Below are 26,094 nucleotides of genomic sequence, written 5' to 3'. Positions count from 1 at the left end.
GGGGGCGGGCGGAGCTCAGGAGCCGGTGCTGTTCCAGTCCCCGTGACCACCGTCGGTCGGGGTGGCGGTCGGGGTCGGGGTGCTGGTGGGGGCGGTGGTGGTGCCGGTGCCGGTGGTGGCGCCGTCCGCCATCGCCGTCCCGGCCGCGCCGAGGGCCAGCAGGGCACCGAGGCCGAGGCCCGCGACGGCCAGCCGGATCCGGACGGTGGCGGTGCGGGCGACGGGGGCGGTGCGGGCGGTGGTGCGGGCGGCGGGGGTGGCGGCGGTGCGGGTGGTGGCGGGCTTCGTCATGGCTGCTCCCTGGGGGTGTCTTCCGGGGCTTCCCGGGCTGATGGGATCAGCATGGCAAGGCGCGTTCAACGGCAGATCGACGCACAAGCACCGTGCGTCGATCGCCGCCGTTGATCGTCTTGTTGATGCACCGTCATAACGTTGCCGCGGGCCGGCTACGGGCGGATTTCGAGGGTGCAGCACTTCACGCTGCCACCGCCCTTGAACAGCTCGGACAGGTCCATCCCGATCGGCCGGAAGCCGCGCTCGCGCAGCCGGGCCGCGACCCCGGTGGCCGCCTCCGGCAGCACCACGTTCAGCCCGTCGCTCATCACGTTGAGCCCGAACACCTCCGCGTCCGCCTCCTCCACCAGCACCGCATCCGGGAACAGCCGGCGCAGCACCGCCCGGCTGCCGGCCGAGAACGCGCCCGGGTAGTACATGATCAGATCGCCGTCGAGCACGCTGAGCGCGGTGTCCAGGTGGTAGAAGCGCGGGTCGACGAGGTCCAGGCCGATCACCGGGCGCCCCAGCACCTCCTGCGCCTCGGCGTGCCCGGCGGAGACGCTGCGGAAGCCCCGGCCGGCCAGCAGGTAGCGGTCGGTCAGCAGCAGGTCGCCCTCGCCCTCGTTGACGTGGACCGGGTCGTGGGTGGCGAAGCCGTTCGCCCGGAACCACTCCAGGTAGGCCGGGCCCTCCGCCGCCCGCTCGGCGTTGCGGAAGCGGGCGCCCAGCACCCGGCCGTCGACGACGGTCGCGCCGTTCGCCGCGTAGACCATGTCGGGCAGGCCGGGCAGCGGGTCGATCAGGTCGACGCGGTGGCCGAGCTCGCCGTACAGCCTGTAGAGGCGCTCCCACTGGGCGACGGCGAGGTCGGTGTCCACCGGCTTCGCCGGGTCCATCCACGGGTTGATCGCGTAGCTGACCTCGAAGTGGGTCGGACGGCACATCAGGTAGCGGCGGGGACGGGCGGTGCGGATCATGTCAGGCTCCAATGATGTCGAGGGTGTCGAGCGTTTGTGAGAGCTTCTAACGTTCGCGAGGAGGCGCAACTACTGCGAGACCCTCAGGAAGCCGGGCGGTCCGGGAAGTTGCGCAGGCCGCGCAGCGGGCTGGCCAGCAGCACCGCACCGGCCGAGAGCAGCACGCTCGCCATGATCCAGATGGTGGTCCGGGCGCCGAGCACCTCGCCCAGCCAGCCGCCGAGCAGGGCGCCGACCGGGATGGCGCTGAAGTTGACCGTCGAGGCGCTGGCCCGGATCCGGCCGATCATCGCGGGCGGGCAGTACCCCTGGTAGAAGCTGCCGGCGATCACGTTGCCCGCGATCACCCCGCAGACCGCGACCGACCACGCCACCGCGCTGACCGCGAGCGGCAGCCTCGTCCCGGCGAGCGGGAGCAGCAGGATGAACGGCGCCGCGACCAGTTCGCAGAGCAGCAGCCCGCGCGCCGTCCCGAACCGGCGGGCGATCCGCCCGGCCAGCGCCGCCCCGGCGAGACCGCCGACCGACACCACCGCGAACACCGCGCCGATGCCCCCGGGCGTCACCCCCACGCTGCGGACCAGGAACACCGTCTGCACCGCCTGGATGCCGTTGAGGCCGAGGTTGCCGACCGCCGCGAACGAGGCCAGCGTCCGCAGGTACGGGTCGTGGACCAGGAACCGGACGCCCTCGCCGATCTCGCGCAGGATCCCGCGCCGCTCGGACCGCGCCGGCGGCTTCTCCTCGGCCCGGATGCCACCCAGGCAGAACGCCGACACCAGGTAGGTGACCGCGTCCGCGAGCAGCCCGCTCGCGGCCCCGAACGCCTGGGAGAGCAGACCCGCCAGGCCGGGACCGGCGATCTCCGCCGCCGAGTCCCCGGAGCGCAGCTTGACGTTGGCCTCCAACAGGTCCGGCTTGGCGACCAGGGTGGGCAGCACGGCGCTGTACGCGGTGGAGAAGAACACCTTCACCGCCCCGGCCAGCAGGGCCACCACGATCAGCTGGGCCATCGTCAGCGCGTCGAACCAGCCGGCCACCGGCACGCTGCCGAACAGCACCAGCAGCAGCAGGTCGCAGACCAGCATGACCTTCAGCCGGGGCCAGCGGTCCACCCAGGCGCCGGCCAGCAGGCCGAGGAACAGCCACGGCACCCAGGCGGAGGCGGTGAGCACGCCGACCATGAACGGCGAGGCGTCCAGGGTGACGACGGCCACCAGGGCGAGGGCGACGTTCCCGACGGCGGTGCCGAGGCCGCTGGTCGTCTCACCGATCCACAGCTTGCGGAAGTTGCCCTGGGCCCAGAGGCCCCAGCGGCTCCGGGGAGGCGGACTGGACTGGTCCGCCGGGGCGGTACTCGTGGTCTCGGTACTGGTGGTCTCGGTACTCGTGGTCATGGCGGGTCACTCTCCAAGCTTCTCGGCCAGCACGGCGGCGATCCGTGCGAGGGGCGCGGGCTGGGTCAGGGCGCCGTGCGCGCAGGCGACGCGGTGAGCAGCGACCGGGCCGGTGATGTGCGGCGCCCAGGCGGCCTCGAAGGGCCAGTCGGCGGGCTTGTCGAGGGTGGCGCCGAAGAAGACGGCCTCCCCCCGGTAGCGGTCCGGCACGTGTTCGGCCATCAGCTTGCGGTGCTGTTCGAAGACGTCGGGCAGGACGGCGGCGGCCTCGCCGAGCAGGGCTTCCAGGTCGGCCTGACCGCGCCCGTCGGCCGGGTCGTAGCCGAGCGAGGCGAGCAGCTCGGCGAGGGTGTCGACGGGGTCGTCGGACGGCGGGGCGTCGGCGTACCGGGCCGGGTCGGCCGGCAGGCCGTCCAGCAGGGCCAGCAGCGCGACCTCCTGCCCCTCGGCCTGGAGCCGGACGGCCATCGCCTGGGCGACCACCGCGCCGAACGACCAGCCCAGCAGGTGGTAGGGCCCCTCCGGCCGGACGGCGCGGATCTGCCGCACGTAGTCCTCGGCGATCTCCGTGACGGCGGCCGGGGAGCCGCCGCGCAGGCCGCGGGCCTGGAGGCCGTACACCGGGCGGTCCCGGTCGAGGTGGCGCAGCAGGCCCGAGTAGACCCAGCTGATGCCGGCCGCGGGGTGGACGCAGAACAGCGGGGCCTTGGCGCCCTCCGCGCGCAGCGGGAGGAGGACGTCCAGGGCGTCGGCGCCGTTCCGGCCGGGGGTGGGTTCGCCGAAGCGGTCCGGGCTGCGGTCCAGACGGCGGGCCAGGCCCGCGACGGTGGGCGCCTCGAACAGGGCCCGCATCCCGAGGTCGGCGCGCTCGCCCAGCTCGGCGCCGAGCGCGGCGCGGATCCGGCCGAGCAGCTTCATGGCGAGCAGCGAGTGACCGCCGAGGTCGAAGAAGCCGTCGTCGATGGAGACCGGCTCCGGCAGGCCGAGGACCTCGGCGAACAGGCCGCAGAGGGTCTCCTCGTGCGGGGTGCGCGGCGGGCGGCCGGTCGTCGCGGCGGAGAGGTCGGGGGCGGGCAGGGCGCGCCGGTCGACCTTGCCGCTGGCGGTCAGCGGCAGCGCGTCGAGCGGGACGACGGCGGCCGGGACCATGTAGGCGGGCAGTGACTCGGCGACGAAGGCGCGCAGTTCGGCCGGGTCGAGCGCGTCGCTGCCGACGGCGTAGGCGACCAGGCGGGTGCCGCCGGCGCCGTCCTCGCGGGCGATCACGGTCGCGGCGAGGACCCGCGGGTGGCGGGTGAGCACGTGCTCGATCTCGCCGAGTTCGATCCGGAAGCCGCGGATCTTCACCTGGTGGTCGGTGCGGCCCAGGTAGTCGATGCCGCCGTCGCGGGTCCGGCGGACCAGGTCTCCGGTGCGGTACATCCGCTCCCCCGCCGCGAACGGATTGGCGACGAAGCGTTCGGCGGTGAGGGCCGGGCGGCCGAGGTAGCCGCGGGCCAGCCCGGCCCCGGCCAGGTAGAGCTCACCGGGGACGCCGGCCGGCACGGGGTTGAGCCGCTCGTCCAGGACGTAGGCCCGGGTGCCGAGCACGGTCCGGCCGAGGGTCGGGCGATCGGTGGCGGCGAAGGGGTGGGTGAGGGCGTCGACGGTGGCCTCGGTGGGGCCGTAGAGGTTGTGGCCGGTGGTGTGCGGGGCCTCGCGCAGGCGGGTCCAGAGCGCCTGGCCGACGGCCTCGCCGCCGAGCAGGACGACCTGCGGCGCGGAGGCGCCCGCCGGCGCACCCTCGTCCAGCAGGCCCTCGTCCAGCAGGCCCTCGTCGAGGAGCTGCTCGGCGTAGGAGGGGGTGACCTCCAGGACGCCGATCCGTTCCGTCCGCAGGTGGCGGACGAGCGCGGCGGCGTCGCGGCGGACCTCGTCGGCGACCAGGTGCAGCTCGTGGCCGGCGATCAGCCAGAGCAGGCCGTCCCAGGAGGCGTCGAAGCAGAGCGAGGCGGTGAGGGCGACGCGCCGGCGGCCGTGGGTCCGCTCGGTCGCGCCGATCGGGCCGGTGGCCGAGCGGTGCGAGGCGAGCAGGGCGGCGATCGAGCCGTGGCTCACCACGACGCCCTTGGGGCGGCCGGTGGAGCCGGAGGTGTAGATCACGTAGGCGGCGTCGGCGGGCTGCGGCGCGGCCGGGAGCGTCCCGGTCGGTGCGGGGTCGGTCGGCGAGTCGGCCGACAGGACCGACAGCGCCGGGAGCCCGTCGAGCAGTTCGGGCAGCGGCCAGCGGTCGTCGGTCAGGACGAGGGCGGGCGCGGCGTCGGCCAGCATCGCGGCGGTGCGGTCGGCGGGGTACTCGGCGTCCAGCGGGAGCGAGGCCGCGCCGGACTTGAGCACCGCGAGCAGGGCGACCACCGTCTCGGCGGAGCGCGGCAGGGCCAGGGCGACCACCGCGTCCGGTCCGGCTCCGGCTGAGCGCAGCCGGTCCGCAAGGCGGTCGGCGTGCGCGTCCAGCTCCGCGAAGGTCAGCCGGGTAGCGCCGAAGACCAGCGCGGTGGCGTCCGGGGTGCGGGCCGCCTGGGCCGCGAAGGCGGCCGGCAGCAGCGGGACGTCGATCGGCAACTCGTCACCGGAGTACAGGAGTTCGGCCCGCTCGGCGGGGTCCAGCAGGTCCGCCTCGCCGATCGGACGCTCGGGGTCGGCGGCCGCCGCGGTGAGCAGCCGGCCGAGGCGGACGGCGATCGACTCGACGGTCTCCCGGTCGAACAGGTCGGTCGCGTAGTCGATCGCGCACTCCAGCCCGGCCGGCGCGCCGTCGGCGTCGAAGGACTCGCCCATGCCGACGGAGAGGTCGAACTTGGCCACGTACCCGCCGACCGGTTCGACGGCGGCCGGCAGTCCGGCCAGGTCGAGCGAGCCGTCGGAACCGGCCCCGGCCCCGGCACCGGACCCCGGAGTACCGCCCTGGAGCAGCAGCATCACCTGGAACAGCGGGTGGCGGGCCAGCGAGCGCACCGGGTTGAGCTCCTCGACCAGGCGCTCGAACGGCACGTCCTGGTGGGCGTGGGCGTCGAGCTGGGTCTCCCGGACGCGGTGGAGCAGTTCGGCGAAGGTCGGGTCGCCGGAGGTGTCGGTGCGCAGCACCAGGGTGTTGACGAAGAAGCCGACCAGGTCGTCCAGCGCCTCGTCGGTCCGGCCGGCGACCACCGAGCCGATCGGCACGTCGGTGCCGGCGCCGAGCCGGGTGAGCAGCGCGGCGAGCCCGGCCTGCAGGGTCATGAACATCGTGACCCGGTTGCGGCGCGACAACTCGACCAGCGAGCGGTGCAGTTCGGCGCCGAGCGGGAGGACGACGCGGTCGCCGCGGTGGCCGCTGTCGGCGCGCCGGGGGCGGTCGACCGGGAGCGAGATCTCCTCGGGCAGACCGGCCAGGGCCTCGCGCCAGTAGCCGAGTTGGCGGGCGAGCAGGCTCTCCGGGTCGGTCTCGTCGCCGAGCAGTTCGCGCTGCCAGAGCGCGTAGTCGGCGTACTGGACGGTCAGTTGCTCCCAGGCGGGCGCGCTCGCGTCGTCGCGGCGGGCGGCGTAGGCGGTGGCGAGGTCGCGCAGCAGCGGCTCCATGGACCAGCCGTCGCCCGCGATGTGGTGCAGGACGAGGACCAGCAGGCTCCGCGCGCCGGGGTCGCCGGCGCCGGCCGGGTCGAGCGGGAGCAGGTGGGCGCGGATCGGGAGGTCGGTGGCGAGGTCGAAGGGGATCGCCGTGCAGGCGGCCAGGGCGGCGGCCGGGTCGGCGGGCACGGTGGTGTGGTGGTCGAGCCGGACGCGGGCCCGGTCGGCCGGGACGATCCGCTGGTACGGCTCGCCGTCCTGCTCGCCGATCAGGGTGCGCAGGCTCTCGTGCCGGGCGACCAGGTCACCGAGGGCGGCGGCCAGCAGTTCGGGGCCGAGCGGCCCGTCGATCCGCAGCGCGAGCGGGAGGTTGTAGAGGGCGCTGGGGCCCTCCATCCGGTCGATCAGCCAGAGCCGCCACTGGGCGGAGGAGAGCGGCAGCCGCTCGGGGCGCGGGCCGGCGGTCAGGGCGAGCCGGGCGCCGGTGCCGCCGTCGAGCCGTTCGGTGAGCCCGGCGACGGTCGGGGCCTCGAAGACGTCCCGGATGCCGAGTTCGGCGCCGAACACCGAGCGGACCCGGCCGGCCAGCTTCATGGCGAGCAGCGAGTGGCCGCCGAGGGCGAAGAAGTCGTCGTCGATGGAGACCGGCTCCGGCAGGCCGAGGACCTCGGCGAACAGGCCGCAGAACAGTTCCTCCCGGGCGGTGCGGGCGGTCCGGCCGCCGCCGAAGAGGGTGAAGTCGGGGGCGGGGAGGGCGCGGCGGTCGACCTTGCCACTGCCGGTCAGCGGCAGCGCGGCGAGCGGGACGACGGCCGCCGGGACCATGTAGGCGGGCAGCGACTCGGCGGCGAACCGACGGATCTCCAGGGCGAGTTCGGTGCTCGGCTCGACGGCGGTGGCGCAGTGCGCGACCAGTCGGCGGTCGCCCTCGGCGCCCTCGTGCAGGGTGACCACGGTGTGCCGGACGGCCTCGTGCCGGGTCAGCACCTGCTCGATCTCGCCGAGTTCGATCCGGAAGCCGCGGATCTTGACCTGGTGGTCGGTGCGGCCCAGGTAGTCGAGGTCGCCGTCGCGGTTGCGGCGGACCAGGTCGCCGGTGCGGTACATGCGCTCGCCCGGGGCAAAGGGGTCGGCGACGAAGCGTTCGGCGGTGAGGCCCGGGCGGCCGAGGTAGCCGCGGGCCAGGCTGTCGCCGGCCAGGTAGAGCTCACCGGGGACGCCGGCCGGCACCGGGCTGAGCCGCTCGTCCAGGACGTAGGCGCGGGTGCCGAGCACGGTGTGGCCCAGGGACGGGCGCTCGGAGTCGGCGTACGCCTGGACCAGGGTGTCGACGGTGGCCTCGGTGGGGCCGTAGAGGTTGTGGCCGGTGGTGTGCGGGGCCTCGCGCAGGCGGGTCCAGAGCGCCTGGCCGATCGCCTCGCCGCCGAGCAGGACGACGCGCGGCGGGGCGCCCAGGTCCGGGTGGGCGTCGTCCAGCAGGCCCTCGGCGATGAGCTGTTCGGCGTAACTGGGGGTGAGGTTGAGGGCGTCGATCCGGGTGGTGCGGACGTGCCGCACCAGCGCGACCGGGTCGCGGCGCAGGTCGTCGCCGATCAGGTGCAGCTCGTGGCCGGCGATCAGCCAGAGCAGGCCGTTCCAGGAGGCGTCGAAGCAGAGCGAGGCGGTGAGCGCGGCGCGCAGCCGGCCGTGCCGGCGGGCCGGCTCGCCGAAGGCCTCGGCCTGCTGGACGGCGAGCAGCCCGGCGATCGAGCCGTGGCTGACCACGACGCCCTTGGGGCGGCCGGTGGAGCCGGAGGTGTAGATCACGTAGGCGGCGTTGGCGGGGCCGACCCGGACGGGCGGCTGCTCGGCGGGGCGGTCGGCCCAGGCGGCGGCCTCGGCGGGCAGCACGGTGAGGCCGTCCAGGGCCTCGGGCAGCGGCCAGCCGTCCGTGCTGAGGACGGCCGCCGGGCGGGCGTCGGCCAGCATGTGGGCGGTCCGCTCCAGCGGGTACTCGGCGTCCAACGGCAGGAAGGCGGCGCCCGCCTTGAGCACGGCCAGCTGGGAGACGACGGTCTCCGCCGAGCGGGGCAGGGCGAGCGCGACCACGTCCTCCGGGCCGATGCCGGCGGCGGTCAGGCCGTGTGCGAGCCGGTTGGCGCGGGCGTCCAGCTCGGCGTAGCTCAGCCGGGTGTCGCCGGACACCAGCGCCGTGAGGTCGGGCGTCCGGGCGGCCTGCTCGGCGAAGGCGGCCGGGATCAGCGGCAGGCCGGCGGGCAACGGGCGGTGGCCGCCCAGGAGTTCGGCGAGTTCGCCGTCGGCCAGCAGGTCGGCCCGGCCGATCCGCTGCTCGGGGCGCGCGGTCACGGCGGTGAGCAGGCGGCCGAAGCGGGCGGCGATGGACTCGACGGTGTCCCGGTCGAACAGGTCGGTGGCGAAGTCGATCGCGCAGTCCATCCCGGCGGGCGCGCCGTCGGGGGTGCGGAACTCCTCCAGGGTGACGTTGAGGTCGAACTTGGCGACCCCGGTGTCGGAGGGCAGCGCCTCGACCACGAGGCCGGGAAGCTCCAACTCCCCGCCGCCGTTGGACTGGAGGACCATGGCGACCTGGAACAGCGGGTGCCGGGCCAGCGAGCGGGCCGGGTTGAGCTCCTCGACCAGGCGCTCGAACGGCACGTCCTGGTGGGCGTAGGCGCCGAGGCCGGTCTCCCGGACCCGGGCGAGGAGTTCGGCGAAGGTCGGGTCGCCGGAGGTGTCGGTGCGCAGCACCAGGGTGTTGACGAAGAAGCCGACCAGGTCGTCCAGGGCCTCGTCGGAGCGGCCCGCGACGACGGAGCCGATCGGCACGTCGGTGCCGGCGCCGAGCCGGGTGAGCAGCGCGGCCAGCGCGGCCTGGCAGGTCATGAACAGGGTCACCCGGTGCTCGCGGGACAACTCGACCAGTGCCCGGTGCAGTTCGGCGTCGATCGGCAGGGCCACCCGGTCGCCCCGGTGGCCGGAGCGGGCGCCGCGCGGGCGGTCGGCCGGCAGCGTCAGCTCCTCCGGCAGGTCGGCCAGGGTCTCGCGCCAGTAGGCGAGTTGGCCGGCGACCAGGCTCTCCGGGTCGGTCTCGTCGCCGAGCAGTTCGCGCTGCCAGAGCGCGTAGTCGGCGTACTGGACGGTGAGCGGGGCGCGGACCGGCCGTTCGCCGCCGAGGCGGAGGGTGTAGGCCTCGGCGAGGTCGCGCAGCAGCGGGCCCATCGACCAGCCGTCGCCGACGATGTGGTGCAGGGCGACGACCAGGACGTGGTCGTCCGGCGCGACCCGGAGCAGGGTGACCCGGACCGGCGGTTCGGCGGCCAGGTCGAACGGGCGGCGGGCCGCGCGGTCGACCTCCGTCTCGACGGACTCCGGTGCGCAGTCGAGGAGTTCGACCGGGACGGGGGCTTCGGCGGGTGCCAGGATCCGCTGGTGGGGCTCGCCGTCGTGCTCGGCGATCACGGTGCGCAGGCTCTCGTGCCGGGTGACCAGGTCGGCGAGGGCGGCGGTGAGCGCGTCCCGGTCGAGCTCGCCGGTGAGGCGCAGCGCGAGCGGCATGTTGTAGAGGGCGCTCGGGCCCTCCATCCGGTCGATCAGCCAGAGCCGCCGCTGGGCGGAGGAGAGCGGCACCCGCTCGGGCCGGCGGACCGCGGTCAGGGCGGGCCGGGTGCCCGCGCCGTCCAGGCGGCCGGCCAGGCCGGCCACGGTCGGGGCCTCGAAGACGTCCCGGATGCCGAGTTCGGCGCCGATCACCGCGCGGACCCGGCTGAGCAGCTTGGTGGCGAGCAGCGAGTGGCCGCCCAGGGCGAAGAAGTCGTCGTCGATCGAGACCGGCTCCGGCAGGCCGAGGACCTCGGCGAACAGGCCGCAGAGGATCTCCTCGCGGGCCGTACGGGCGGCGCGGCCGCCGGTGGTCGCGGCGAAGTCCGGGGCGGGCAGGGCGGCCCGGTCGAGCTTGCCGTTGACGTTCAGCGGCAGCGCGTCGAGGGTCACGAAGGCGGCCGGGACCATGTAGTCGGGGAGCGCGGCGGCCGCGTGGGCGCGCAGCTCGGCGAGGTCGAGGGCGGGGGCGGCGCCGCCGGGGGCGCCGACCAGGTAGGCGACCAGGCGGGTGCCGGCCGTGCCGTCCTGGTGCGGCAGCACGGCGGCCTGCAGCACCCCGGGATGGGCGGCGAGCACGGTCTCGATCTCGCCGAGCTCGATCCGGAAGCCGCGCACCTTGACCTGGTGGTCGGTGCGGCCCAGGTACTCGATCCGGCCGTCGGCGCGGCGCCGGGCGAGGTCGCCGGTGCGGTACATGCGCTCCCCGGCCGCGAAGGGGTCGGCGACGAAGCGTTCGGCGGTGAGCGCCGGGCGGCCGAGGTAGCCGCGGGCCAGGCCGGCGCCGCTCAGGTACAGCTCGCCGGGGACGCCGACCGGGACGGGCCGCAGCCGCGCGTCGAGCAGGTGGGCGCGCAGGTTGGGCAGCGGGCGGCCGATCAGCGGGCGGGTCTCGGTGCCGTCGATGCGGTGGAACAGGGCGTCGACGGTGCACTCGGTCGGCCCGTACATGTTGAGGACGACGGTGTCGTGGGCGGTGGTCAGCGCGGCCCACAGGGTCTGGCCGATCGCCTCGCCGCCGACCATCAGCAGGGCGGGCGGGCAGTCGGTCAACAGCCCTTCCTCGACCAGGCGTTCGGCGTGGCCGGGGGTGACGTCGTAGACGTCGGTACCGGACCGCCCGGCGTAGCGGACGATGGCGGCGGCGTCGCGGCGCAGGTCGTCGTCGAGCAGGTGCAGCTCGTGGCCGGCGACCATCCAGAGCAGCGATTCGAGCGCGGTGTCGAAGGACAGCGAGGCGGTCTGCGCGAACTTGAACCGCCGCCCGGGGTGAGCGTGTCCGGCGGCGGCGATGGTCTCGGCGCGGTGGAAGGAGAGCAGGTTGGCGAGGCCGCCGTGGCGGACCACGACGCCCTTGGGGCGGCCGGTGGAGCCGGAGGTGTAGATGACGTAGGCGGCGTTCGCCGGGCCGACCCGGACGGGTGGCTCGTCGGCGGGGCGGTCGGCCCACGCGGCGGTGTCGGCGGGCAGCACGGTGAGGCCGTCGAGGACCTCGGGCAGCGGCCAGCCTGCGGTGCTGAGCACGGCCGCCGGGCGGGCGTCGGCCAGCATGTGGGCGAGCCGGTCGCGCGGGTAGTCGGCGTCCAGCGGCAGGAAGGCGGCGCCCGCCTTGAGGACGGCGAGGACGGCGACCACCGACTCGGCGGAGCGGGGCAGGGCGAGCGCGACCACGTCCTCCGGGCCGATGCCGGCGGCGGTCAGGCCGTGCGCGAGCCGGTTGGCCCGGGCGTCCAGCTCGGCGAAGCTCAGCTCGGTGTCGCCGAACACCAGCGCCGTCAGGTCGGGCGTCCGGGCGACCTGGGCGGCGAAGGCGGCCGGGACGAGGACGTCGCCGCCGGGGCGGGCGGTGTCGTGCCAGCGGGCGAGGTCGGCGCGGCCGTCCTCCCCCAGCACGTCCAGCTCGGCGACCGGGCGGTGCGGCCGCTCGGCCGCCTGGGCCAGCAGCCGGGCGAGGGCCGCCGCGAGCCGCTCGGCGGTGTCGCGGTCGAAGAGGTCGACGGCGAACTCCAGGCCGCCGGAGAGTCCGGCCGGGGTGCCGTCCGGGTGGTGGCGCTCGGAGAGGTTGAGGGTGAGGTCGAAGGCGGTGGTGGGCAGGCCGAGCGGCTCGTAGGCGGCGCGGGTGCCGGGGAAGGACGGGCCGCCGCCGGCGGTGTTGTCGAAGGCGATCATCACCTGGAAGAGCGGGTGCCGGGCCAGTGTGCGGGCCGGGTTCAGCTCCTCCACCAGGCGCTCGAACGGGACGTCCTGGTGGGCGTAGGCGGCCAGGTCGGCCTCCCGGACCCGGGCCAGCAGCTCGCCGAAGCTGGGCCGGCCGGAGAGGTCGGTGCGCAGCACCAGGGTGTTGGCGAAGAAGCCGACCAGCTCGTCGAGGGCCGGGTCGAGCCGGCCGGCCAGCGGGGTGCCGATCGGCAGGTCCTCGCCGGCGCCGAAGCGGTGCAGCAGGGTGGCGTACGCGGCCTGGAGCACCATGAACAGGGTCACTCCGTGCTCGGCGGCCAGCGCGGTGAGCCGGGCGTGCAGGGCGGCGTCGAGCTCCAGTTCGACGACGTCGCCGCGGTGGGTGGGGACCGGCGGGCGCGGGCGGTCCAGCGGCAGCGGGAGCTCGTCCGGCAGGCCGTCCAGGGCGCGGCGCCAGTGCGCGAGCTGGCGGCTCAGCAGGGACTCCGGGTCGGTGTCGGCGCCGAGCAGCCGGTTCTGCCAGAGGGTGTAGTCGGCGTACTGGACGGGCAGCGGCTCCCAGCCGGGCGCTTCGGCGCCGTCCCGGCGGGCGGTGTAGGCCTCGGCGAGGTCGCGGAAGAGCGGCCCCAGCGACCAGCCGTCGCTGGCGATGTGGTGCATCACCAGGGTCAGCACGTGCTCCTCGGGCCCCTCGGCGCACAGGTAGGCGTGCAGCGGGACGTCGGCGGCCAGGTCGAAGGTGTGGCCGACCAGGTCCTGGGCCGGGCGGTCGGTGACGGTGAGCAGCGGGGCGGGCGGGGCGGCCAGCACCCGCTGGTGGGGCGCGCCGTCCAGGTCGGTGAAGACGGTGCGCAGCGTCTCGTGGCGGGCGACGACGTCACCGAGGGCGAGTTCCAGGGCGGCGGCGTCGAGCGGGCCGGTCAGGCGCAGGGCGAGGGTGACGTTGTAGGTGGCGGCGGGGCCCTCGGCCTGGCCGAGGAACCAGAGCCGGCGCTGGGCGAAGGAGACCGGCAGGTCGGCGGGGCGCTGCTCGGGGCGCAGCGCGGGCCGGGCCGGGTCGGTGGACGCGGAGGCGGCCGGGTCGCCGGCCGGGCCCTCGGCGATCCGGGCGGCCAGGGCGGCGACGGTCGGGGCCTGGAACAGGTCGCCGATGGCGAGGTCGGCGCCGAGCTCGGCGCGGGCCCGGCCGACCAGCCGGGTGGCGAGCAGCGAGTGGCCGCCGAGCTCGAAGAAGTCGTCGTCGATGGTGATGTCGTCGATGCCGAGGATCTCGCCGAACAGCGCGCACAGGGCCTGCTCACGCTCGTCGCGCGGGGCGCGGCCGGCGGCGTCGGTGCCGAGGTCGGGGGCGGGCAGGGCGCGCCGGTCGACCTTGCCGTTGGCGTTCAGCGGCAGCGCGGGCAGCACGACCACGGCGGAGGGGACCATGTAGCCGGGCAGCGTCTCGGCGGCGAACCGCTTGAGCTCGGCGGCGAGTTCGACCCGCTCGTCGACGTCCTCCGTCGGCACCGCGCAGTAGCCGACCAGCCGGGTGTCGCCGGGCCGGTCCTCACGGGCGATCACGATCACCTGGCGGACGGCGGGGTGCCGGGAGAGCACCGCCTCGATCTCGCCCAGCTCGATCCGGAAGCCGCGCAGCTTGACCTGGCCGTCGATCCGGCCGAGGAACTCGATCGCGCCGTCCGCCCGGCGGCGGACCAGGTCGCCGGTGCGGTACATCCGGCCGCCGGCGCCGTGCGGGTCGTGCGGGTCGGCGACGAAGCGCTCGGCGGTCAGCGCGGCCCGGCGCCAGTAGCCGCGGGCCAGGCCGGCCCCGGCGATGTACAGCTCGCCGGGCACGCCGGGCGGCACCGGCTGGAGGCAGGCGTCCAGGACGTGGGTGCGCATGTTGTCCAGCGGGCCGCCGATCGGCGGCCGGGGACCGGCCAGGTCGGCCGGCACCAGGTGGTGGTGGGTGGCGAAGGTGGTCGCCTCGGTGGGGCCGTAGACGTGGGCGAGCAGCAGGTCCGGGCAGCGGTCGAGGACCCGGCGCATCAGCGTGCCGGAGGCGGCCTCGCCGCCGGTGCAGACCACCCGCAGCGCGCTGAAGGTCTCCGGGGCCTGCTCGGCGACCAGGTCGAACAGCGCCTTGGTGAGGAAGACCGCGGTGACGCCGTGCCGGGTCGCGACGGCGTGCAGGGCGGCCGCGTCCAGGGTGCCGGGCGGGGCGACCACGACCGTGCCGCCGGACAGCAGCGGCGTCCACAGCTCGTAGGTGGCGGCGTCGAAGGCGTGCGGGGAGTGCAGCAGGATCCGCTCGTGGCGGCCGTCCTGCCAGCGGCGGTCGGCGGCGAGGTCGACCACGTCGCGGTGGCGGACGGCGACGCCCTTGGGGGTGCCGGTGGAGCCGGAGGTGAACATCACGTAGGCGAGCGCGTCCGGGTGGACGGGGACACCGGGGTCGCCGTGCGACGCCCGGGCCTCGTCCCCGGTCTCGTCCCCGGGGCGGACCACGGCGGCGGAGTGCGCGAAGCCGGGGTCGGCGCGGTCGGTGAGCAGGACCGGGGCGCCGGTGTCGGCGAGCAGGGCGGCCATCCGCTCGGGCGGCAGGCTCGCGTGCATCGGCACGTAGCAGCCGCCCGCCTTGAGCACGGCCAGGGTGGCGACCACCAGGTCCACCGAGCGCTCCATCAACAGGGCGACCGGCGACTCCGGGCCGACCCCGGCGGCGATCAGGTGGTGCGCCAGCCGGTTGGCGCGGAGGTCGAGCTCCGCGTAGGAGACGGTGCCGCCGTCGTGGGCGAGCGCCACCGCGTCCGGGGTGCGGGCGGCCTGGGCCGCGAACAACTCGGGCAGCGAACCGGTCCGGACCGGCGCCGCGGTGGCGTTCCAGTCGTCGCGGAGGCGGGCGCGCTCCTCGGGGGCGAGGATGTCGAGGCCGCCGATCGGCGCCTCGGGGTCGGCCGCCGCGGCGGCCAGCAGCCGGCCGAGCCGCTCGAACAGGGTGACGACGGTGGCCCGGTCGTACAGGTCGGCCGCGTACTCCACCGAGCCGGTGAGCCCGTCCGGCGCGCCGTCCGCGCCGTGCCGCTCGGTGATGCCGATGTTGAGGTCGAACTTGGCGACCCGCAGGCCGAGCGGTTCGGGCGCCGACTCCAGCCCGGGCAGGCCGAGTTCGCCCTCCTCGTGGTTCTGCAGCACCAGCAGGGTCTGGAACAGCGGGTGGCGGCCGAGCGTGCGGGCCGGGTTGACCTCCTCGACCAGGCGCTCGAACGGCACGTCCTGGTGGGCGAACGCGTCCAGCTGGGACTCCCGGACCCGGCCCAGGAGTTCGGCGAAGGACGGGTCGCCGGACGTGTCGGTGCGCAGCACCAGGGTGTTGACGAAGAAGCCGACCAGGTCGTTCAGCGCCTCGTCGGAGCGGCCCGCCACACCGGTGCCGAGCGGGATGTCGGTGCCGGCGCCAAGCCGGGTGAACAGGGCGGCCAGACCGGCCTGGAGGACCGAGAACAGGGTGGCGCGGTGGCGGCGCGCCAGACCGGCGAGCGCGGCGTGCAGCTCGGGGCCGTAGGCGAACGGGACGGCGTCGGCGGCACCGGTCGGCGCGGGCGGCCGGGGGCGGTCCACCGGCAGCTCCAGCTCCTCCGGCAGACCCGACAGGACTCCTCTCCAGTAGTCGAGTTGGCGGCTCAGCAGGCTGTCCGGGTCGGACTCCTCGCCGAGCAGTTCGCGCTGCCACAGGGTGTAGTCGGCGTACTGGACCGGCAGCGGCTCCCAGTCCGGTTCCGCGCCGCCGAGGCGGGCGGCGTACGCGGCGGCCAGGTCGCGCAGCAGCGGGCCGAGCGACCAGCCGTCGCCGGCGATGTGGTGGAGCACGAGGAGCAGCACGTGCTCGGGCACTTCCTGAGCGTTCGGGGCGAGCGAGAAGACCGTGACCCGGATGGGGAGTTCGGCGCTCAGGTCGAAGGTGTGCGCGGCGGCCCGGTCCCGCAGCGCCGGGTAGTCGGCCGGCCCGCAGTCCACCGTCTCGAAGACGGGCTGCGCCTGCGCCGACGGCAGGATCCGCTGCACCGGCACGCCCCCGCCGTCCACCGGGAACACCGTCCGCAGGGCCTCGTGCCGGGCGACCACGTCCGCCGTCGCGGCGCGCAGCGCGGCGGTGTCGAGCGCGCCGCGCAGGCGGACCGCGAACGGCAGGTTGTAGAGCGCGGTCGGTCCTTCGATCTGATCGATCAGCCAGAGGCGCTGCTGTGCGTACGAAACCGGGATCACGGTGCTTCCTCTGCTCACGTCACGGGGCGTGCGGGGGTGGGGCCCTGATGGGCTAGGCGGGAACGGCGGTGGTCGGCAGGACGGACGGGCGGCAGTCCAGGACCTCGACCGGACGGCCCATCGCGACGGCGATCCGCCGGTCGCCGCGGAACGGGTCGCGGCCGTGTGCGCAGAGCACGTTGTCGACCAGCATCACGTCGCCCACCTGCCAGGTCTCCCGGACGGTGGCGGCCTCGTACGCGGCGTTGAGCGCGTCGACGTCCTCCCGGGTGAGCGGCTCGCCGTCGCCGAACCCGGTGTTGAAGGGGAAGCCGTCCGGGCCGAACTCGTCGACCATGGCCTCCCGGATGTCCGGGTCGAGCGACCACTCGCTCCAGAAGGCCAGGTGGTTGAACCAGACCTCCTCCCCGGTGTGCGGGTGGTGGATGGTGGCCGGCCGCAGCTGGCTGGTGCGCAGGTTGCCGTCCGCCAGCCACTCCCAGGAGATGCCGTTCTCCCGGCAGTAGCGCTCCACCTCGGCCTCGTCCTCGGTGCCGAACGCGGTCCGCCAGCCGAGCGAGATGTAGTCCGAGTAGCTGCGGGTGAGCGTCCAGCCGGAGCTCCGGCCGCGCTCGGCCAGGTGCGGCGGCAGGCCGGCGAGGACCTTGCGGACGTCGGCGGTCGGGGTGGCGCCGCCCGTCTCCGGGGCGATCAGGCAGGCGAACAGCAGCCGGCCGGGGAAGGTCAGGGTGTAGCTGTTCTCGTTGTGCATCCGGATCGGCTGGGCGGGCGGCAGGTCGGTCGACGAGAAGACGCCGTGGCCGAAGTCGCTGCGCGGGGTGGCCTTCTCCCGGTACGGGGTCGGCTCGGGGATCAGCACGTCGCGGACGGCGGCGACGTCCTCGGTGGCCGCGACCGGCAGGCCGCGCAGGAAGATCGTGCCGTGCTCGTGCAGGGCGGCGGTCAGTTCGGCCTCGTGCTCGCGCAGCCAGGCGCAGGCCTCGGCGAGGTCGGCGGCGGCCGGCACGTGGGCGAGGGCCGGGCGGCCGGGGTTCAGTTCCCAGGTGACCATGGCGGCACTCACCGGCGGTCGAGGGCGGCGACCAGGCCGGCCGGGCGGATGTCGGTCCAGTTGGCCTCGATCCAGTCGAGGCAGTCCTGGCGGGTGGCCTCGCCGTGGACGGTGGTCCAGCCGGCCGGCACGTCGATCCAGACCGGCCACAGCGAGTGCTGGTTCTCGTCGTTGGCGAGGACCAGGTAGCCGGCGTTGTCGTCCTCGAACGGGTTGCTCATGGCGGTCTCCTCGGTGAGGTGAGTGGGCGGTGCGGTGGTTTCGGTGTGCTTCGCGGTGGTGCTTCGCGGTGTGATTCGAAGGTAGGGGCGCGCGGCGGGCCGCAGCGGCACAAGGCCCGGCAGGTGAGCGGCAGTTCCCTGGCTGCCTGCGACGGCCGCGGCGACGACGGGGCTCAGCGCGGGGTGAGGCGGACCGGGAAGCGCTCCAGGCCGAAGTTGATGATCGAGCGGTTGTACTCCACCGGCCCGACCGGCTCGATCACCGCGGCCTTCTCCAGCGCCGCCGAGAACAGCGCGGCCAGCTCGGCCTTGGCCAGCGGCGCGCCGATGCAGTAGTGGGCGCCCAGGCCCAGCGCCAGGTGCTTGTTGGGCGAGCGGTCGAGCCGGATCTCCTCGGGCTCCTCGAAGGCCTCCGGGTCCCGGTTGGCGGACCAGACCCAGACCGCGACCCGGTCGCCCCGGCGGATCTGCCGGCCGGCCAGCTCGATGTCCCGGGTGGCGGTGCGCAGCGTGTGCAGCCCGACCGAGGTCCAGCGCAGCAGCTCGTCCACCGCGCTGTCCATGCTCACCTCGCCGCGCTGCAACTGCCGCCACAGCTCCGGGTGCTGGACCAGGGTGTGCAGGCCCATCGCGGCCGTGTGGCGGACCGTCTGGACGCCGCCGACCACGATGTTGTCCAGGTTGAGCACGACGTCCTCGATCGGCATCAGCCGGCCGCCGACCTTGTAGGTGGCCATCATCGAGATCAGGTCGTCGCGCGGGTCGGTGCGGCGCAGCATCACCTGGTGCATCAGGTAGGGGATCAACTGCTGGTGGCCGGCCCGGCGTTCCTCCGGGGTGTTGCCGAGGAAGGCCACGTCGCAGACCCGGACCACCATGTCGCGGTCCTGCTCGGGGACGTCCAGCAGGTCGCACATGACGGCCAGCGGCAGCGCGGAGACCACGTCGACGAGGTCGGCCTCGCCCTGTTCGACGGCCCGGTCGAAGAGCTCGGCGGCCCGTTCGGCGATCGAGCGGGAGGCGCCGCGCACGCCATTCTTGGAGAAGAACGGGTTTGCGGGGGCCCGGAGTTCGCGGTGCCGGGGCGGGTCGGTGAGGGCCATCATCCGGCCGGAGCCGACCGGCACGTTGCCCTCGCCCGCGCCGAGCAGCGAGCCGGACTCGGAGCTGAAGACGGCCGCGTTGCGCAGCACCTCCGCCGACTCGCGGTAGGTGAGCACCGACCAGACCTGCCCGTCGTCGACGGTGTCGGTGCGGTGGACGGGCGCCTGCCGACGCAGTTCGTCGACCAGTGCCGGGGTGTCCGGGCGGGCCCAGAGCGCGGGGTCGGTGAGGTCGACGGCGGTGGTGGTCACCATGACGGCTGCTCCTTGGTGTCGCGGGCGGGGGTGGCGGGGCCCTGGCTCGGCGCCAGGAGGGAGGTCAGGAGGTCGACCGGGCCGGGCTGGTCGACGGTGGCGAGCAGGTGCCCGCCGGGCAGGACGCGGTGGCCGAACGGCCCCCGGGTGTAGGCGGCCCAGCCGCCGAGGTCGGTGGTGGCGAGCATCGGGTCCTCGGCGCCGGCCACCGCGTACAGGGCGGAGCCGATCGGCGCGTGCGGGCGGTGCCGGAAGGTGGCGCTGACCGCGAGGTCGGTGCGGATACCGGACAGGGCGAGTTCGACGAGGTCCGGGTCGGCCTGGACCAGCTCCTCCAGGCCGGTGGTGCGCAGGAGTTCGGCCGGGTCGAGGTCCTTGGACTCGCGGTCGGCCCACTCGGCCGGGCAGGGCGCGCCGGCCACCACCACGAGTTCGGGGCGCAGGTCGGCGGGCAGCGAGCGGGCCACCTCGTAGGCCAGCAGGGCGCCGAAGCTCTGCCCGTAGAACCCGAACCTGCCTCCCCCGTCGGCCAGGTGGGGGGTGATGGCGGCGGTGACGTCGGCGGCGAGGGCGGTGAAGTCGGCGGGCATCGGGTGCCGGCTGCGGCCGCCCCGGGCCGGCGGGCGCAGCGCCCAGACCTCGGCGGCCGGGGCGATCGCCCGGGCCAGCGGGGTGTAGGCGGTGGCGTCGCCGCCGGCGTGCGGGAAGCAGAACAGCCGGAACGGGCGGTGGGCCTGGGGCGCGGGGACGAAGAACCAGTCGCCCTCGATCCGGGGCCGGGCGACGCGAACGGTCGCGGAAGGGGTCGCGGTGCTCATCGGACGGCCGCCCGGCGGGCGGTGAGGGCGGGCCGGGCGGCGGCCGGGCCGGCCGCGGCGGCGCGCTTCACGGCGTCGGTGAAGGCGGCCAGGTCGGCGGCGTCCAGCAGGTGGCGGAGCTGGAGCTCGACGTTGAGCTTGCGGCGCAGCAGGTGGACGACGCGCAGCGCGGCGAGCGAGTGGCCGCCGAGCGAGAGGAAGTCGTCGGTGGGCTCGACCTCGGGGACGCCCAGCACGGTCCGCCAGACCTCGGCGACCTGCTCCGCCACTCCCCCGCCGGTCTCCGTGGTCTCCGTGGTCTCGGCCGCCGGGGCGGGCAGGGCGCGGTGGTCGACCTTGCCGTTCGGGGTGAGCGGCATCGCGTCCAGCACGGTGAGAGTGCTCGGCACCAGGTGCGTAGGCAGGGTGCGGCGCAGCTCGGCGAGCAGCTCGGCGGGGCGGGCGGCCGTCGTGGTCGTGACGTAGCCGGCCAGCCGCAGGTCCCCGGGCGCGGCCTCGTGCACGGTCACCACGGCGGCGCCGACGGCGTCCAGCGAACCCAGCGCGTGCTCGACCTCGCCCAGCTCGATCCGGAAGCCGCGGATCTTGACCTGGCGGTCGACCCGGCCGACGTACTCCAGCAGGCCCTCGGCGGAGCGGCGGGCCTGGTCGCCGGTGCGGTACATCCGGGCGCCGGGCTCGGCCACGAACGGGTCGGCGACGAACCGGCCCGCCGTCAGCCCCGGGTGGCCCGGGTAGCCGTGCGCCAGGCCCGGCCCGCCCAGGTACAGCTCGCCGACCGCGCCGGGCTCGGTGACCGGCGCGAGCCGCTCGTCCAGCAGATAGGCGCGGACGCCGGGCAGCGGCTCGCCCAGGTGCGGGCCGGGGCCGGTGATCCGGGCGGTGATCGCGTCGACCGCGCACTCGGTGGGCCCGTACAGGTTGAACGCCTCGACGCCGGCCTCGGCCAGCTCGCGCCAGGTGCGCTCGGGCACCGCCTCGCCGCCCATGAACAGGCGCGGCACCCGGACCCCGGCCACCGGCTCGCGCAGCAGCGGGTCGCGGAGCAGCTGCCAGTGCGAGGGGGTCAGGTCGAGGTCGGTGACGGCGTGCTCGGCGAGCAGCTCGGCCAGCCGGGCCGGGTCGGCCCGCCGGGCGTCGTCGACCAGGACGAGGGTGTCGCCCCGGCAGACCCGGATCCACTGCTGGACGGAGGCGTCGAAGGAGACGCTGGCGTTCCAGGCGACCACGGCCGGCTCGGGGCGGTAGGCGTCGATCCGCTCCAGGGTGTCGGCGAGGTCGGCGACAGCGCCGTGCGGCACCTCGACGCCCTTGGGGCGGCCGGTGGAGCCGGAGGTGTAGATGACGTAGGCGGAGTCCAGCGGGTACGGGGTGACGTCCGCGTCGGCCCCGTCGGTGCCGTCGGTGGGCGTGGCGTCCGGGCGGACGACCGGGACGCCGGCCGGGACGGGCGGCGCCGGGTCGGTGCTGACCACGGCGGCGAGGCGGGCGTCGGCGGCCATGAAGGCGATCCGCTCGGCCGGGTAGGCGGGGTCGAGCGGGACGTACGCGGCGCCGGCCCGCCAGGCGGCGAGCAGCGCGACGGTCAGATCGGTGGTGCGGGCCAGGTGGACGCCGACCCGGTCGCCGCGCCGCACGCCGTGGGCCCGGAGGGCGCGGGCCAGGGCGGCGGTGCGGCGGTCCAGGGCGGCGAAGTCGAGGCTGCCGTCGACCGCGTGCACGGCGGGCCGGCCGGGGTGGGCGGCGACGGCGGCGCGGAAGCGGGCCAGGAGGTCGGCGGGGGTGGGGCTGACGGTGGGGACGACGGCGACAGGCTCGGCGAAGGTGGTCATGGGGGGGTACTCCTAAGTCGGGTCAGGTCAGGTGAAGTGGGATGAGCTGCGGTCAGAGCTCGGCGGCCAGCCGGGCCAGGGCGGCGGCGTAGGCGTCGATGAACTCCTCCGCGGTGGCGTCGTCCACCACCGCCCGCTGGTGGTCCACGGCGAGCAGCACGCGCTGCGAGACCGGGTCCTGGATCAGCGAGGCGCCGAACGCGAAGCTGTTGGGCTCGTGCCGCAGGGTGGGCTCGCTGCCGATCCGCCCGTCCTCGATCCGGGCCGAGCTGAGCCGCCCCAGGGCGTGGAACCGCAGGTAGCCGAACTGGCTGTCGAGCGCGGTGTCGGCCATCAGCCGGGCCAGCCGGGCGAACGGCACCCGGCGGTGCGGCATCATGTCCAGCTCCTCCCGGTGGACGTGCCGGACCAGTGCCGCGAGGTCCTCCCCCGGTTCGGCGACCAGCGGGACGGTGTTGAGGAACAGCCCGTACACCTCGGTGCCGCCGAGCCGTTCGAGCCGGCCGTTCATCGCCAGCCCGGTGGTGACCCGCCGCCGTCCGGTGATCCGGGCGAGCGCGTGCAGGTGGGCGGCGAGCGCCACGGACTTGATCGGGACGGCGAGCGCGTCGGCGACGGCGCGCAGCTGGCCGGGCGCGTCCGGCAGCACCCGCTCCACCGTGCGCGGCAGCTCGTGGACGTCCTCGCTGCCCGGCCAGAGCTGGCCGGTGGCGCCGTCGAGCCGCTCGCGCCAGTACGCCAGCGAGTCCGGGTCCGCGGCGGCCGCCCGTTCGACGGCGACGAAGTCGCGGAAGGCGGTGCGCGGTGGCGGGGTGGGCGCGGCGGTCGGGTCGGCGGCGAGCGCGCCGTGCCGTTCGAGGAGCTCGGTGAGCAGGGAGGTGAAGCTCCAGCCGTCCAGGATCGCGTGGTGCTCGGAGATGGTGAGCTGGAAGGCCCGGTCGGCCAGGCGCTGGACGGTGATCCGGAACAGCGGGGGTTCGGCGAGGTCGAAGGGCCGGTCCCGGTGGTCGTCGAAGACCTCCCGGATCGCCCCGTCCTGCTCCGCGCCGGTCCGTCCGCGCAGGTCGGCGAAGTCGACGGGGGCGGGCAGCGTGCCGTGGACGAGCTGGAGCGGTTCGCCGTAGCCGGAGATGTCCAGGCCGGTGCGGAGCACGGCGTGCCGGGTCATCGCCTCGTTGACGGAGCGGCGGAACGCGGTCTCGTCCAGGTCGCCGCTGATCCGGTAGGAGTTGACGTTGTGGTAGCTGTCGGTGCCGCCGGCGACCTCCATGTGGAAGACCATGGACAGCTGCATGGACACCATCGGGTAGGCGTCGACGATGCCGGGCGGCAGGTCGGCCCGGTCCTCCTCGTCGATCAGGGCGAACGGCCGGTCGGCCGCCGGGTCGTGCTCGACCGGCCGGGCGAGCGGCAGCAGGGCGGCCACCGTCGGGGCGTTGAAGACGTCCCGCAGGGTGATCTGCCAGCCCCGGTCGTGCAGCGCGCCGGCCAGTTGGACGGCCCGGATCGAGTCGCCGCCCAGGTGGAAGAAGTCGTCGTGGACGCCGATCCCGCCGACCCCGAGGACCTCCGTCCAGACGGCGGCGAACAGCTCCTCCTCCGGGGTGCGCGGTTCGACGTGCCGGCCGGCCGGGACGGGGACGGCGCGGTCGGGGGCGGGCAGCGCGGCCCGGTCGACCTTGCCGTTGACGGTGAGCGGCAGCGCCGCCAGCACGGTGACCGTCGCCGGGATCATGTACGCGGGCAGGGTGCGGCCGAGGAGTTCGCGCAGGTCCTCGGGGGCGCGCCCGGTGACGTACGCGGCGAGCCGGTCGTCGTGGACGGTGACCACGCAGGCGTCGACATCCGGGTGGGCGGCGACGGCGTTCTCGATCTCGCCGAGCTCGATCCGGAAGCCGCGCAGCTTGACCTGGAAGTCCGCCCGGCCGACGTACTCCAGGCCGCCGTCCGGCAGCCGCTTGGCGACGTCGCCGGTGCGGTAGAGCCGGGCGCCGGGCGGTCCGGACGGGTCGGCGACGAAGCGGCCGGCGGTGAGGCCGGGCCGGCCCCAGTAGCCGTGCGCCAGGCTGCCGCCGCCGATGTACAGCTCGCCGGGGACGCCGGGCGGGCAGGGGCGCAGCCAGTCGTCGAGGACGACCGCGGTGAGGTGCGGCATGGGTTCGCCGATCAGGCTGCGCTCGAAGCCGGCGCCGCCCGGCGCGACGTCGTGGGTGGTGACGTGGACGGTGGTCTCGGTGATGCCGTAGAGGTTGCAGATCCGGGCCGGCGGCAGCGGGTCGAGGTCGTGCCAGCGCTGGACGACGCCGGGGTCGAGCGCCTCGCCGCCGAGCATGATCCAGCGCAGCTCGGGCAGCGCGCGCGGGCGGCGGCGCAGGGCCGGTTCCAGCTGGCGCAGCGCGGACGGGGTCAGGCAGAGGTGGGTGACCCGCTCCTGGTCGAGCAGGCCCGCGAACTCGTCGGGCGAGCGGCTGGTCAGGTAGGGGACGACGACCAGGCGGGCGCCGTGCAGCAGGGCGCCCCAGAGCTCCCAGACCGTCCAGTCGAAGGCGTAGCTGTGGAAGAGCGTCCAGACCGTGTCGGGGCCGAAGCCGAAGTGCGGCCGGCCGGAGTCGAGGAGGCGGCTGACGTGCTCGTGGGCGACCGCGACGCCCTTGGGGCGGCCGGTGGAGCCGGAGGTGAAGATGAGGTAGGCGAGGTCGCCGGGGCGGCCGACGGCGGGCGGCCGGGTGGCCGGGTGGGCGGCGATCTCGGCCGCGTGGGCGGCGAGGTCGAGGGTCTGCCAGGGGCCGTCGGGGGCCCGGTCGGGGCGGTCGGTGAGGACGGCGGTCACCGCGGTGTCGCCGAAGACCAGGGCGGCCCGGTCGGCGGGGGCGGCGAGGTCGACCGGCACGTACGCGGCGCCGGCCTTGAGGACGGCGAGGATCGCGACGGGGACCGCGACGGTGCGTTCCAGCAGCAGGCCGACCCGGTCGCCGGGGCGGACCCCGCGGGCGCGCAGGGTGTGCGCCAAGCGGTTGGCGCGGCGGTCGAGTTCGGCGTAGTCGAGGGTCTCGTCCGGGTCGCTGACGGCGGGCCGGTCGCCGTGCCGGTCGGCGGCCTGTTCGAACAGGTGGTGCAGGCAGTGGCCGGCGTCGAGGCGGGCGGGGCGGTGCGACTGCCCGGCGGAGGTGAGCCGGAGCACGGTGGCGTCCGGCTCGGCGAGGGCGGCGTCCAGCAGGGCCGCGTAGTCGGCGGCGAGGCGGCGGACGGTGGCGGGGTCGAAGAGGTCGCTGCTGTACTCGGCCTCGCCGCGCAGCTCGCCGTCCTCGCCGGGGCCGGTGGAATCAAAAACGGACCAGGTCAGGTCGAACTTGCTGGTGCCGTTGGAGCGGACGGCGCGCACGCCGGTCGCGGCGCCGAGGACGAGCGGGGCACGGTCCTCGGTGTGGGCGCCGAACACCGCCTGGACCAGCGGCGGGTGCTGCGGGGTGCGGGCGGTGCCGAGGTGGTCGACCAGCTGGTCGAAGGGCACGTCGAGGTAGCCGAAGGCGTCGAAGGCGCCGTCCTGGATGTCGGCCACCAGCTCACGGAAGGTCGCGCCCGGGGCGAGCCGGATCCGCAGCGGCAGCAGGTTGACGAAGTAGCCGAGCAGGTCGGCGAGTTCGGGCCGGTTGCGAGTGGTGACGGGGGTGCCGACGAGCAGGTCGTCGGCGCCGGTCCAGCGGCCGAGCAGCAGGGCGAAGGCGGCGAGCTGGACGGTGAACGGGGTGGCGCCCTCCTCCTCGGCGAGGGCGCGGACCCGGGCGGCGGCGCCGGGGGTGAGGGCGAAGTGCTCGGTGGCGCCGCGCTCGCTCCGCTCGGCCGGCCGGGGCCGGTCGCCGGGCAGTTCGAGCAGGGCGGGGGCGCCGTCCAGCCGGTCCTTCCAATAGGTGAGGTGCTCCTCGTAGGAGGTGTGCCGCTCCTCCTCGGCCCAGTCGGCGTACTGAGTGGTGAGGGCGGGGAGTTCCGGCGCCCGCCGGTCGGCCAAGGCCCGGTAGTGCTCGGCGAGTTCGGTCTCGAAGAGTTCGGCGGACCAGCCGTCCCAGACGATGTGGTGGACCACGAACAGCAGGGTGGTGCGGTGGTCGGCGAGCCGGAAGGCCTCGGCGCGCAGCAGCGGGCCGGCCGCCAGGTCGAAGGGCTCGGCGGCCCGTTCGGCGATCAACTCCTCGGTGCGGTCCTCCCGTTCGGCCTCGGGCAGGTCGCGCAGGTCGGTGACGGCGAGCGGCACGGCGAGCTCGGGGTGGACGTGCTGGCGCGGGCCGTCGGGGTGCAGGGCGAAGGTGGTGCGCAGGGCCTCCTGGCGGGCGACCACCGCGGCCAGGGCCCGCCCGAGCAGGTCGAGGTCGAGCGGCCCGGTGACCTCGTAGGTCCAGGGGGTGGTGTAGGTCGCGGCCCGCGGGTTCAGGTGGTCGAGGAACCAGAGGCCGCGCTGCAGGCCGGAGACGGGCGCGATGCGGACGTGGTCGATGGTGGGGACGGCGGACGGGCTCACGGCCTCGTTCCCTTCGTGCGCGGGCAGGGTGGTCGGACGG

General features: G+C 75.4%; 10 protein-coding genes. All 10 read right to left on the bottom strand.

Features of this window, described 5'->3' with window-relative positions; all coding sequences use genetic code 11:
- Nucleotides 1-15 precede the first annotated feature (15 nt).
- The gene (locus AB0N76_RS12050) at nt 16-291 is read right to left on the bottom strand and encodes a hypothetical protein (protein WP_363555920.1); all 276 of its coding nucleotides are present in this window, start codon (nt 289-291) and stop codon (nt 16-18) included.
- A gap of 155 nt (nt 292-446) precedes the next feature.
- Nucleotides 447-1,265: a dimethylargininase gene (gene ddaH / locus AB0N76_RS12045; RefSeq protein ID WP_363555919.1), complete on the bottom strand. Its 819-nt coding sequence runs from the start codon at nt 1,263-1,265 to the stop codon at nt 447-449.
- Between the two features lie 71 nt (nt 1,266-1,336).
- On the bottom strand, nt 1,337-2,650 hold the full coding sequence (locus AB0N76_RS12040; protein WP_363555917.1) for an MFS transporter: 1,314 nt from the start codon (nt 2,648-2,650) through the stop codon (nt 1,337-1,339).
- Nucleotides 2,651-2,656: 6 nt separating this feature from the next.
- The gene (locus AB0N76_RS12035; protein WP_363555915.1) at nt 2,657-16,261 is read right to left on the bottom strand and encodes an amino acid adenylation domain-containing protein; all 13,605 of its coding nucleotides are present in this window, start codon (nt 16,259-16,261) and stop codon (nt 2,657-2,659) included.
- 52 nt (nt 16,262-16,313) lie between these two features.
- Nucleotides 16,314-17,312, bottom strand: a complete 999-nt coding sequence (locus tag AB0N76_RS12030) for a TauD/TfdA family dioxygenase (protein WP_363555913.1) — start codon at nt 17,310-17,312, stop codon at nt 16,314-16,316.
- Between the two features lie 8 nt (nt 17,313-17,320).
- Complete coding sequence (locus tag AB0N76_RS12025) at nt 17,321-17,533, bottom strand: MbtH family protein (RefSeq protein WP_363555912.1); 213 nt, start codon at nt 17,531-17,533, stop codon at nt 17,321-17,323.
- A 173-nt stretch (nt 17,534-17,706) separates the two neighbouring features.
- Nucleotides 17,707-18,891, bottom strand: a complete 1,185-nt coding sequence (locus tag AB0N76_RS12020; RefSeq protein WP_363555910.1) for a cytochrome P450 — start codon at nt 18,889-18,891, stop codon at nt 17,707-17,709.
- Entirely contained in the window at nt 18,885-19,709 is an 825-nt protein-coding gene (locus AB0N76_RS12015) for a thioesterase domain-containing protein (protein WP_363555908.1), read from the bottom strand. The genes AB0N76_RS12020 and AB0N76_RS12015 overlap by 7 nt, the downstream gene beginning before the upstream one ends.
- Nucleotides 19,706-21,541 (bottom strand): non-ribosomal peptide synthetase, encoded by a 1,836-nt coding sequence (locus AB0N76_RS12010; protein WP_363555906.1) that lies wholly within the window; start codon nt 21,539-21,541, stop codon nt 19,706-19,708. The genes AB0N76_RS12015 and AB0N76_RS12010 overlap by 4 nt, the downstream gene beginning before the upstream one ends.
- Nucleotides 21,542-21,593: 52 nt before the next feature.
- Nucleotides 21,594-26,054, bottom strand: coding sequence for an amino acid adenylation domain-containing protein (locus AB0N76_RS12005; protein WP_363555904.1), 4,461 nt, complete (start codon nt 26,052-26,054; stop codon nt 21,594-21,596).
- Nucleotides 26,055-26,094 lie beyond the last annotated feature (40 nt).

This window comes from Kitasatospora sp. NPDC093806 (assembly GCF_040683335.1).
In the GTDB taxonomy this organism is placed as follows: domain Bacteria; phylum Actinomycetota; class Actinomycetes; order Streptomycetales; family Streptomycetaceae; genus Kitasatospora.
Note: the sequence above shows the minus strand (reverse complement) of the source record. Positions and strands in the feature narration are given on the sequence as shown.